This is a genomic window from Syntrophomonas sp. UBA5494 (genome assembly GCF_002426325.1).
This window is the reverse complement of record NZ_DIPG01000064.1, coordinates 1-12,257: the sequence shown is the minus strand read 5'-3', so window position 1 is coordinate 12,257 and position 12,257 is coordinate 1. Positions and strand designations below refer to the sequence as shown.

Below are 12,257 nucleotides of genomic sequence, written 5' to 3'. Positions count from 1 at the left end.
TTTTCCATCCATTTGTGAGTTCGTATCATGATCAACAGAAATAAACCGCCGATAACAAATCCGGCCATTACGTCGCTGAAATAGTGGACATTGAGATAGACCCGGCTGCCCCCAATTAAAAATACGATCAATCCTGCCGCAAGCTGTACGCCCCACCTGGAGCGGCCTTTTAGATAAAGTGAAGCAATGTAAGCCACAAACCCGTAAAATACCAGAGAAAGCATGGCATGACCACTGGGGAAGCTAAATCCCCCGGCATAAACCAGATGCTCGCCCAGGGGGCGAAGGCGCCCGAATAGTGCTTTGAGAAAGGCCATGGACAACCAGGCAGCAGTTAATCCCACATCCAGTATCAAGAACAGGTTCCAGCGTTCATTTAAAAATAGCAATAAGGAAATAAGGGCACAGAGTATAATCAGGGCAGTCGAATTCCCCAATCCGGTTATACAGGTAAAAAGCCCTATCAACTCAGGCTGATGATTGGTGATTGCCCATTGTTGTACAGCCTTATCCCAACTGCCTATATTAACAATAATTTGTTCCAACAGATTCATTCTGAAAATTCCCCTTTATATAAGCTGTTGCTTGACTTATATTAAACTAAAGGAATGCTTATTACGCTCCTGATGATTAATAGTCACCGTAAAGAGATAAAACAATGTTTCAAAATGGTCTGGCAGGGCAGATACTATTTTTATTGATCACTGGTTTCAGCCTCTTGATTGTGGTTATTAACCACCTGTTTAACCGCGAGGACGGATCCTTGCGCTGGGCTGGGCCGCTGTTTTTGTCCCCTTTGCTGGTTTTCATATTCCTCTATCTATATCCGCCTTATGCGACCGCAGAAGCCCTGTTTATCAGTGCTCAGACTGTTGTCATTCTGGGTTTCCTGGTAATTTTTTCTGTTCCCTCCAAGGGGTTTCCCGCGCGAACCTTCATACTGGCAGCATACCTGATGCCTTTTATATTGATCGCATTATCCTGGCTCCCGTACTGGAAAACGCTTCTGCCCGGATTAAACCGTTTTTTGCTTTACTTAAACATGGTACTCCTGATCCCGGCCTTATTTCAATCCAGGAAAGGCTGTAAAAACCTTTCCGCCCTAACTCTGGGCCTGCTTTTTTTGCTGGGGGCGCAGCCCATAGCATTGCAGGGGGATTCACTGTCGAACCGGATAATATATGTTGTTCTGCAAGGACTTAGCCTGGGAAGCTTTTTCCTCTATTTTTATCATAATATCAAGAACGATCTCGACAACCGCGTCAAAGAAGCCAATCGCCGCCTGGCAGAATGGGAGAAATCGGTCAAGTACGAGGTTCTGAAACGAACCATAGATTTTGAACACACCCATCAAAGATTGTTGGATATCAATAAGTTAGATAGTCTTACCAAGTGTTACAATAAAAACGCCATCATGGATGAAATCGAAAAGCTGCTGCAGAGCCAGCAAAATTTCACCATACTGATGGTCGATGTCGATTATTTTAAGGAAATCAACGATACCTTGGGGCACCTGGTGGGAGATCAAATCCTGGCGCAAGTGTCTGCGGTAATACACCAGTCTATCCGCGCAGTTGACAGCATAGGGCGCTATGGCGGGGATGAATTTATGGTAACCCTGCCTAGAACCGGTGTCCGCGATGCCATATATGTAGCCGAACGCATCAGGCAAAAGACCGCAGCGCTTCCTGATTTGGACATTACCCTGTCAATTGGAGTAGCCTCTTACCCGGAAGACGGCGATTCAGCCGTTAATTTGATCGAATTCGCAGACAGAGGCCTCTATTTATCCAAGCAACGGGGCCGCAATACGGTTTCTTACGCCGCTGAAATTCAATAACAGCCAAAAGAGGCGTTGGTTTCCCTTGCTAAACCAACGCCGTTTCGATCGAACCCGCCTTTAATATACCATATTGCTTTTCCATGCCGGAAACACATAACCACACCTTTGATCGATCTCCTTTCCAGGGCAAAAACATAATTTGCCACTCTAAATTGCCACTTGATGCCTGGTTCTTTGTATATTATTATGATATCATTTACATATCAGGTATGATTAAATTTAAGGGAGGGTTTTTTTATGATTGAAAAAAGTGCTTGGAAGATCAACGGCTTCTTGGCTCTGTTTGTCGGCATCATATTGATTCCCGTAGCAGTATTAGGTTTTATAAACGAGTCCATTGGGTTGGGAATAATCTCCATACTGGCAGCGATTCTGATCTGCTCTTCTATTATCGTGGTTCAACCTAATCAGGCTCAGGTTATCACCTTTTTCGGCCGCTACATCGGCAGCGTTACTGCCAGCGGTTTTTGGATGATCACCCCCTTTTCTATGCGCACCAAGGTTTCCTTAAGGGTGAGTAACTTTAACAGCAAAACCCTTAAAGTCAATGATGTTCTGGGCAATCCGGTAGAGATCGCGGCAGTGGTGGTTTTCAGGGTTGTTGACACCGCCAAAGCCATCTTTGATGTCACCAATTATGAGCAGTTTGTGGAGATCCAGAGTGAAACCGCACTGCGCCACGTAGCCACTAAATATCCCTATGACAGTTACGGTGAAGAGGGCCTGTCACTGCGCGGCAGCGCTGATGTTGTGGCCGAAGAGTTAACCCGGGAGCTGCGAGAGAGGCTATCCCTGGCGGGGGTCGAAGTCATGGAAGCACGCTTAACCCATCTGGCCTACGCCACCGAAATAGCCAGTGCTATGCTGCAGCGCCAGCAGGCTTCGGCAATACTGGCAGCCCGGCAGATAATCGTCGATGGGGCGGTAGGTATGGTGCAAATGGCTCTATTGCGCCTTGAAGAAGACGGCATATTAGAACTCGATCAAGAGCGCAAAGTGGCAATGATCAATAATCTGCTGGTGGCCATCATTTCTGAGCGGGGTGCGCAGCCTATATTGAATACCAGCACCTTATATTAGAGGCAAGGCCATGGCTAGTATAAAAAAGAGCTTTCCACTGCGTATTGACCCCCACATCTATGCCGCCCTGGAACGGTGGGCACAGGATGAATTGCGCAGCGTAAACGCCCACATCGAGTATATTTTAAGAGATGCCTTGCTCAAGGCAGGACGTCTGCCGAAAGCGGATAATACAGAGAGAAAAGCTGAAGTTGAATAGCTTAGAGAAAATCTATGCCAATATGCGGGCCGGTTCATCCGGTCCTTTTTGACTTTAGCCTCAACCACCAAACCTTTGCCATGACTTTCCACTCACGAATGCAAGTACTCCTATGTAAATAAAACCCTGAGTGCTGTTAACATCTCAATCATGGGTAAAGATGACTCAATAGATGATGATGAAAAAAAGCAGCATGATTTAATAATGATTTCATTGCAGGTAGCCCCGCACGATCAGGCGGTCGTAATGGCCGTCCACCGGACGCAGAGGGGTGCAGGTGGTCAGCGTGATGGCCGGTTCACTGGTGGGATCTACTACGCTCCAGTCCCGGCTGTGGGTAACATAGACACGATCCACACTGTAAATATAATGAGCATTGTCATAGTAGAGTTCGATGGTATCGCCAGGTTTTAATTCGTTCAAATGCAGGAAAGGACTGCCATAGGCATTGCGGTGACCGGCGATGCTTACATTGCCAAGGCTGGGATAGCCGCTTTGGGGATAGAAACCAGGCCCCTTCTTCAGATCTTCTTCCTCAACCCCATAGCCAATCTGCAGTTCAAGTTGCAGGCTGGGAATAAGCAGGCGACCGGAAATCGGCAGGAAGTCCCGGGGCTGGCCTGCCGGGGATGTTGTGGTAGTGGTTTCCGAGGGTAGAGGATTCTGCTCTGCGGGCTGAATGTTGGCAATTGGATGAGCCCATTGGTCGTATATGCTTTGAACGTATGGAAAAGCAAGCAAAAACAAGCCGCCCAGCACCAGCAGGCCGCCCAAACACTTTAAATAAAAATTTCTTCTCTCCTGTTTCATGATCCTGCCAACTCTTCAAATACTGATGAAGCAACCGGTCCTCTTTCATGATCTAATATCTCATATGCCGCTTAAAACAACCAGCCTCAAATTTTGACTTCGGTGTAATAACCATATGCATCCATTCCGATATCAAACTGATCAATGGGTGTACCCAACTGCGTCTGATATGCAATTACATCTCTGAATTCCTCTTCAGTAACAAAACGAGGCTGCCAAAATGTTTTTAAATTATCAGTAAATATTGGATAAAGCCGAATGCACTTTTCGCCTTTTTCCTGAATTCTTAGCTGCAGCAAATAACTATACGGCGGCATCTTTCTCTGTTGGTACTCTCCATTACTGTTAAAGACGCCATTTCCGATGCTATAGAGCACCCATTTACCGTTTATTTGTTGAATTCCCTGCATCAAATGTGCACCATGGCCGATAATCAGATCAGCCCCGCAATCCATAAATGTTTTGGCATAATTCATTTGTTCTTTCAGTATCGGTCCGTAATCCGTGCCCCAATGGGCAACTAAAATGGTAAAGGCTTGAGAGGACTTAGTGCGTTTGTCTTTGGCGATCCTCTCCATCAGCTCGCCGTTCAGGCAAGCTACGCCAGGTTGATTACCCATAGCATATGATTCAAATTCATAATGTGCCGGGCGTCGGTACCAATAGCCGCTATATATGACAATTTCACCATCTCCAATGCTAATTCGCAGTGGTTCGCTGGCATCTCTGCCTGTTAATCCCGCCCCTGCCGATGGAATATCTCCTTCATTGAAGGCCTGGAGGGTTGATTTAAGTCCATGTGAACCATAATCCATGGCGTGGTTATTGCCTAAAGTCACAGCATGAATATGATTGTTCTTTAAAGAACGGATGCTTTCTTGAATCCTCCCGCCTAATACAAATGGCTTGATGCCTTTCAGGGGCGAAGCAGTTAAATCAGTGAGCACGCCTTCAAAATTAGCGATATTCAGACTTCCCTGGGCCAGGAAAGGTTGCAATACTTCAAAAGAATAATCATAGCCATACTTTGTAAGTGCATCTTCTTCTCCTCTTCTTTGGCGTTTGATGGTATAATCCTCCCCGAAATAGGTATCACCAATAAACTGAATAATAGATGGCTGTTCAACCGGGAGGTTGAATCCCCTTCTGATCATCGGATTATCCGCCCTGTCCCCCGTCCCTGCAAGCCGGTCTATGGCTTCGGCAAGCAAGTAATCGCGCTGAAAACTATCCCTGGCGCCACACACTGAGATTACGACTTTTCTTCCCCCTATATAAGTCAAGACAGTTCCTTCCCCATTGCTCGGCCCGAAAAGGAAACCGCCATATATTTTTCCGCTGGCCACCAGGTTGCTGGTGGAATTAAACAACCTGCCTTTGTATTCCACCATAGTTGTGTTGAGGATTTTTGAATATTGGGGAGGCAAAGAAAAGAAATATCTTCCCACTTTGCTCAGATCTGTTACAGTAAAGTACTGCGGTTTAGTTGTAGGCCTGCCGCTGATATTTTCGACGGCACTGGCACTCAAATTCAGCTGCCGGGCCAAATTTTTTAAAGATTTTAAGGCTTCCGAAGTCTTATCCGACATGGTTTCTGCTAATGCCAATGCCACGTCTGGCGAATTCCGGCAGACTAATAAGCTCAACAATGTATAAAGCGATACCTGTTCCCCTTCTTCAAAACCGATTGCGGCAGACGCTTTTGCCTCTCTGGCCGATGAAGAATTTATGGTTACATACTCATTTAATTTCATTTTCCCCCTGGCGATATTCTCCAGCAACAATGCCAGCAGCAACAAACTGCCCAGACCGCGGTTCACTTGAATATGAGTGTTTCCTGCACTTAGAAGCGTCTCTCCGCTTTCCGCATCGACTGCCTGCAGCCCATACCTAGAGTTGGATAAGAGCCCCCTCTTTCCGGGGGTGAATGGCGGCAGCTCATGCTGCCTTTGTATTGCCGACAATAAACTGGATCGAATCTGGCCGAAATCATTGGCCCGGCGAGACCCTTTCAGCAGAACATAATCATCGGGTTCCAGTATGCTGGCCGCATCCCTTGCACAGGTCTTAATGTCAGTATAGAAGCCCGCTACCATTTTTTCCGGTAATTCTTCAACCAAATATCTCATTTCATCTCCATACAGAAATACCAAGTCAGCTCCTGTATCAATCAGAGGTCGGGCCAGTTTTTTGTGGATTGCCCCGGCGCTGTCCCCTAAGTTTACAAGCCTCCCCAAAATACAGATTTTTTTACCCTTATGTTGAGCCGCATTTACTTTAAAGACCTCAAAAGCAGCCAGCATTGAAGCGACTGTTGCATTGTAACTGTCATCGAGTATGTATGCCGTGCCGCCTTTGGGCAATTCTGCGCTGAGTGGTTCCAAAACGGATTCCTTTAAATGAATCGTTTGTAAACGATCCGCCGCCTCAGCGGGATCGATTCCCAGCGCATGCACCGCAGCGAGAGCAGCCAGTGAATTAGAGACCATTCCCCTTCCCAGGGCCGGTAAATGATACCTGATGTGCTGATCGCCAATAACCGCCCTGACCCAGGAACCATCATCCACCGGCCGCCATTCAACCACCCGAAAATCAGCGTCTTCATGAAATCCGTAACTAATTACATTGGCTCCGTAAGCTATAACCTCAGATTTTGCCAGATCGAACTCCGGCATATCACGGTTTAATACCGCTATTCCTCCAGGTTGGATGCCCTGGGCAATACGAGCCTTCATTCTGGCTGTTTCCCGAACCGTCTTCACATTTCCACCGGTTTGTCCCAGAGCAATTTCGGTTACAACCGCAACATGGGGACGAGCAAGTTTACAAATGCCTCCCGAACGCATCCATAATGCAGAAATAGCTACCTCAATTACTATAAAATCGGGCTGTGTAACGCACTTTCCCAAAGTCAGGGCCACACCCGTCCTGGAGTTGTGATTTCCATGGGTAGACTCGACCGTGCCTTTTCCCTTCAGCAGATGCTCAACCATCATCTTGGTGGAAGATTTTCCCGAAGTGCCAGTAATCGCAATGATTTTTCCCGAATATGCATCGCGTGCAGCTAAACCTAACTTTTTGATCACATCATAAGAGTTCTCCACTAGCAGCTGGGGGATGGAGGGATCCAGACCTTTTATATGTCGTTCTACTATGGCACCGACAATTTTGTGCTGATAGTTGGGCAAGTTGGTATGGGTATCGGTCCACTCCGCATAAACCCCCATGTTACCTGTGCCCTGAAGCCATCTATTTTTATCGATGGCAACAAATAAATTACCCTGGCCCACGCAGCCGCTGGACGAAACTGCCAGATTCCAACAGTGCCAATCATCTGTAGGCTCCACGATCCATTTTCCACCAATAATATCGGTCAGCTCGTTTTTAGACCATCCTTTATGCATGGTATCCACTCCTGTAACAAATGCCTTTAAAGAGCACCAGGCTCAAGCGTGCATATTCATCATTCAATTCTGCCCTGCAGGGATAACGATCTGCTTTAAATAACTGCAGTATCCGGAAATGTTGTGCTCGATATCATCGATTCTGGACCGGAAAGAATGATGCCGGATGTAAAAGGCCCATAGTATGTTTTGGGGCGCTTTATAGTACATGGCCACCTCCGGGAAATACAAGCCATTCAACTGATGTTCCACACGATGTTCAATGGCGGCCATCAGTTTCTCTTGATCAAAAGAATCCAACAGTTCCAGGCAGTACTGGTCTGTTTTCATTTTTTCTATCATGCTGTAGGTAGCCATTAATAATTCCAATAAGGTTGGATAGGTGGTTTCCCTGCTTAAGCAAAAGTCCAAAATACCACTGGCATTTTTCAGGTTGAATTCTATGTACTTTTTCTCCGCCCTGTGTTTAAACAGCTCATTGGAGCAATAGCTGAGCCAATGGTCCTTTTGGCGCCAGTACTCGTTGTTGATAAAATATTCAAAGGCTAATTCCACCATATTGAGCCAGCGCTCATTTTTATCTATGTCATACAACCTCATCAAAGCAAAAGCCGCTTCGCCGTTGTAGTATACGGTGCGGAATTTTTCCTTAATGGAAAGATCGGGAAAATTCAAAACATGGACGTAGGATCCCTCTTGTTTATCTTGAAAATAGCTGATGCCCTCAGCCAGCTGCTTCATCAGCTGAACATACCTACGGTCATCGAACACGGCGGTATACTTGGAAAAGGCCAGAATAGCGGTTGCATTGGCACCCAGCTTTATTTCGTTGTCACTGGTACGTTCCACCACGAATGCCCGGGTAACCCCATCTTCACCCTCCAACAACTCTATCCCTTCATTGGCCAAATAATCCAGGGCCAAGATGATGGCCTGCCCTAGTCTTTCATCTTTAGTGATCTCAAATGCTTCAATCATAGAATAAGTGGTGCTGGCATGGCGCAGGGTATTATAACCTGGGATCTCCTTATTAAAACAGGGAAAATACCCATAACGGAACTTGCCTGAATCGTCAACTTGATCAGCCAAATAGCCTGAGGATTTTTCGATTACTGACCGCAGCAAGCCTTCATCAATAACCTCTATGACGCGGCGGCCATTGTTGAGCCAATCATGATTCAGATGGTAGCAATCAGTTCCATCATGGAAAAACCCAGTCGTTGAAAATAACCATACTTTCTTGCAGGAATTTTCATCTAATTCTAATTTAAGCCCCAGTTTATATCTGATATGGGCCATGATATTCTTCCAGGAAATTTGTTTTTTAGGGGATTCTTTATTGCCGTAGATAAATACATTGGCATTGACTTCCTGTTCTAAAAAAGCCAGATTGAACATCTCATCCAGGGCGATGCCTTCTCTGAAATAATTAGTCTTAATGCTGGAAACATACTCGATAAAGGCATCAAATGAATACTCTTGAATATCTTTGACCAGATCCGCTTTTACCCACAAAGGCTGCAGATTCAGCTTTTTCACTTTTTTATTCATGTTATTTACTGCATTTTTCCAGCTCGATTCAATGGAATTGCCGATGCCATTACATACGTAGGCACGCGACTTGCCATCACTAAAAGACAGAAAAACAATATACCTCGGATCTTTATCAAAATGTAATTTCATATTACCTGTTACTGCTTCTGCCTGCCCAAGGATCCTCTGTTTCAGTTGATCAAGCCTGGCTTTCAGAGCAATAGCTTCGGGGTTATTAAAATGCATGGAAAATATTCCTTTCTGCCTTTATTTTATTTATCGCCTCGGAAGCAGCATGAATTAAGTTCTTTTCTTCAGCAACTTCTGGCCCCCCGGGCAATAAAACAGGGTTCACCAAAACAGAGCCTGATTCTATTATAAAGAATCAGGCTCCGTTGATAAATCCGCTATGATCCGATCTTAAGCAGATAACTATTCTTTCTTATTGGTGTTTCTTCTTAATCCCAGCCCGGCTAGAAGCATCCCCAGTCCGGCCAAAGACAGCAGACTGCCTGCAGCACCTGTTTTCGGCAACTCTCCAACGGGATCCACGTCCCCTAAGGGTACTTCCTCATCCGGTATATCAACATCCCCATCGATATCAGCGTCGGCATCGGCGTCTGCGTCTGCGTCACTGTCAGAGTCACTATCGGAATCGGAGTCGCTGTCGGAGTCAGAATCACTATCAGAGTCTGAATCGCTGTCGGAGTCTGAATCACTGTCGGAGTCTGAATCACTATCGGAATCTGAATCACTATCGGAATCTGAATCACTATCGGAATCCGAGTCACTGTCAGAATCTGAGTCGGCATCGGCATCGGCATCCGCGTCAGCGTCTGCATCGGCGTCTGCGTCGGCATCGGCGTCTGCATCGGCATCGGCGTCAGCATCAGCGTCGGCATCGGCATCGGCGTCGGCGTCGGCGTCAGCATCTGCATCAGCATCAGCGTCAGCGTCTGCATCGGCGTCAGCGTCTGCATCGGCGTCAGCATCCGCATCAGCATCAGCGTCTGCATCGGCGTCAGCATCAGCATCAGCGTCTGCATCGGCGTCTGCATCGGCATCGGCGTCAGCGTCGGCATCGGCATCTGCGTCTGCATCGGCATCGGCGTCTGCATCGGCGTCGGCATCGGCATCGGCGTCGGCATCGGCGTCGGCATCAGCATCAGCGTCGGCATCGGCGTCTGCGTCTGCATCGCTATCGGAGTCCGAGTCACTATCGGCATCGGCGTCAGAGTCATCATCGTCTTCAAACTCATAGAAACTCAGATGGCTAATGCCTGCATAATTTCCACCATTATTTATAGCTGTTTGAAGAATGTAGCTTTCACCCACCTGCAGACCGTTTTCAAAATAATATATATGTCCGCCGTTACCAGCTTTTACAACAACAATCGTCGCCCCAGCCATCTTACTAGAAACAGTAAGGGTAAATGTTCCGTCACCCTTATTTATCGGAGGCAGATCGTTTTCTATTTTATACTGGCCATTGAAAAAAGCAGTAAAAAATTCCTCTTGATTCACACTATTATCCACAATGTTATTAGTCAATAAAAATTCCCAGATAGCATCTTTAAAATCACTATCATTTTTATTGTCATTTCCTTCAAATACTGCCGGTCCCACAAAATCATATGAGCTCAGGAAAAAATCGAGAAAACCATTAAACTTCAACAGTTCTTTAGCATCGGCGTCAGCATCAGCGTCGGCATCTGCATCGGCGTCTGCGTCAGCATCAGCGTCTGCATCAGCATCAGCGTCTGCATCAGCATCAGCGTCTGCATCAGCGTCAGCATCTGTGTCATCGTCCGAGGCATCGCTATATATCGCGGTAACATCATCAGCGTCTGCGTCGGCATCTGTGTCATCGTCCGATGTATAGCTATATATCGCGGCAGGAATCTGTATATCAGGTATTTCATTATCCGCAGCGGCCAGACCAGGCGTAAAAACTCTTGAAGCAACAAGTGCACCCAGTAAAAACTGTGTCAGTAGCCTTCTTTTTCTAGCCTGATTCTTTTCCCAATTTCTTTGCCTGTTCTCAAGCTGTTTAGATAACTTCTTTGACATTATGTATCGCTCCTCTCCTTATTTGCCTTAATGTAAATAAAGAAAAGGCCGGTTGCACTACTTGCTCAATCGTGTTTAAAGTGCCCAAATAAAAACACGCTTCATCGCATCCCCTCTTATAAGCCAACAGCCTTACGAAGTCTCATCTTTTACTATCAATAATATTGAATGATCATCCTCCCAACTTCTGATTTCCTTATTGTTTATAGATTCACTTAAAAGGGAAAGCAACTCCATCTCACTACGGAAATTGACGATTTTACCTTTCTCGATCCACTGAATAGAACCTTGCATGCTATAGTTTTGATTATATTTAACCTTAACAATAAAGGTCCTATCCTTTGGCTCTTTATCAGACTGTTCTCTGTCGTATATGGACTCTTTGTTATGTTTTTTCATCTGATCCCCACCCAATGCTATGTGTTGATCTAAAATTACCATATATTACTCACAGTTCAATCACACTTATTAGGCCTGCATCCTGCCTGCTAAACCATGGGCCGACTGATTCAAGAAATGAAGTTCAAGATTTGTCCTTGAACCCCAGCAAATTTTATACAGTTTTAGAAGCATTGATGCCATAAGGAAACATTATTGATCGGTTTTTATGTGTGGTAAAGTTTGATTAAGAATGGGAGGGCGGTTTTAAGCCACCTAATCGATGGGAATATCAAGGCGATAACGTATCACTTGCTTTTCGGCTTAGGTAATGAAGGACAAACTTCTATCTCCAGGATAATATCTTTAAAAGCACTTTTATGAAATCGGTCAATGATTCTATCCATTACCATCTTCACGATCTGATATTCGGTATTGTTCAGTAAAATTAAAAACCGTGTTTTATTAATTAAGCTGACCATGTCCCCTTTTCTTAAACCGTTGACCAGAGTTTCTTTAAATGCCTTTATGGCTGAATTTTTATAGGCATTCGATTTAAAAACATTCTTTTCGTTTTCAAATTCAACGTAAACTGGGCAAAGTGCATTTCCTGATCTTTCACATTTTCTTTTTTCTAATACATATATGGTATAGAAGTCTCTATAATCACAGAAAAAGGCCCCATTCATTGCGTCGTTCATCAAAATTTGAGATATGACTTTGCTGCCGGTCTTGATCTGTACATATTCTGATTTGAGCAATTGCGCTATTCTTTGCAATTCGGAAGTTGGTTGAATACCAAATTCCTTTTCCAGGATACTGACAGTTTTCTCATAGAAATCTTTTGCTTCTCTAATTTTCCCTACACGGATCAAATTTTCCATTAATTGCACCTGAATCTCTTCTTCATGTGGTTCAATAGATACTGCCTTTTGGCAGA

At 45.3% G+C, this 12,257-nt stretch carries 10 protein-coding genes and 1 riboswitch; of the genes, 3 read left to right on the top strand and 7 right to left on the bottom strand.

What is annotated here, in order from left to right; genetic code table 11:
* Positions 1-554 (bottom strand): phosphatase PAP2 family protein (locus B3W37_RS07600; protein WP_483175260.1); only part of this gene is annotated, 554 nt, incomplete at its 3' end.
* Between the two features lie 104 nt (positions 555-658).
* Between B3W37_RS07600 and B3W37_RS07595 the strand changes: the two genes are divergently transcribed.
* The 3 genes from B3W37_RS07595 (at position 659) to B3W37_RS07585 (ending at position 3,122) form a co-directional block, all read left to right on the top strand.
* Positions 659-1,840, top strand: a complete 1,182-nt coding sequence (locus tag B3W37_RS07595) for a GGDEF domain-containing protein (RefSeq protein WP_483171492.1) — start codon at positions 659-661, stop codon at positions 1,838-1,840.
* Positions 1,841-2,080: 240 nt separating this feature from the next.
* Positions 2,081-2,923, top strand: coding sequence for an SPFH domain-containing protein (locus B3W37_RS07590; protein WP_483171491.1), 843 nt, complete (start codon positions 2,081-2,083; stop codon positions 2,921-2,923).
* Between the two features lie 10 nt (positions 2,924-2,933).
* Complete coding sequence (locus B3W37_RS07585) at positions 2,934-3,122, top strand: type II toxin-antitoxin system antitoxin (protein ID WP_481040912.1); 189 nt, start codon at positions 2,934-2,936, stop codon at positions 3,120-3,122.
* Positions 3,123-3,332: 210 nt separating this feature from the next.
* Here B3W37_RS07585 and B3W37_RS07580 read toward each other — a convergent pair whose 3' ends face one another.
* From B3W37_RS07580 to B3W37_RS07555, 6 genes are all read right to left on the bottom strand, one after another.
* Positions 3,333-3,932: a sortase gene (locus B3W37_RS07580; protein WP_483171490.1), complete on the bottom strand. Its 600-nt coding sequence runs from the start codon at positions 3,930-3,932 to the stop codon at positions 3,333-3,335.
* Between the two features lie 86 nt (positions 3,933-4,018).
* Positions 4,019-7,336 (bottom strand): CapA family protein, encoded by a 3,318-nt coding sequence (locus B3W37_RS07575; RefSeq protein ID WP_483171489.1) that lies wholly within the window; start codon positions 7,334-7,336, stop codon positions 4,019-4,021.
* A gap of 63 nt (positions 7,337-7,399) precedes the next feature.
* The gene (locus tag B3W37_RS07570; protein WP_483171488.1) at positions 7,400-8,887 is read right to left on the bottom strand and encodes an AGE family epimerase/isomerase; all 1,488 of its coding nucleotides are present in this window, start codon (positions 8,885-8,887) and stop codon (positions 7,400-7,402) included.
* Positions 8,888-9,301: 414 nt separating this feature from the next.
* The gene (locus B3W37_RS07565; protein ID WP_483175259.1) at positions 9,302-10,939 is read right to left on the bottom strand and encodes an LPXTG cell wall anchor domain-containing protein; all 1,638 of its coding nucleotides are present in this window, start codon (positions 10,937-10,939) and stop codon (positions 9,302-9,304) included.
* 37 nt (positions 10,940-10,976) lie between these two features.
* A riboswitch (cyclic di-GMP riboswitch) is annotated at positions 10,977-11,060 on the bottom strand.
* Between the two features lie 11 nt (positions 11,061-11,071).
* The gene (locus B3W37_RS07560) at positions 11,072-11,380 is read right to left on the bottom strand and encodes a hypothetical protein (RefSeq protein ID WP_483175257.1); all 309 of its coding nucleotides are present in this window, start codon (positions 11,378-11,380) and stop codon (positions 11,072-11,074) included.
* A 245-nt stretch (positions 11,381-11,625) separates the two neighbouring features.
* Positions 11,626-12,257, bottom strand: a 632-nt coding sequence (locus tag B3W37_RS07555) for a bacterial transcriptional activator domain-containing protein (RefSeq protein ID WP_483175256.1), incomplete at its 5' end; no start/stop codon positions are given.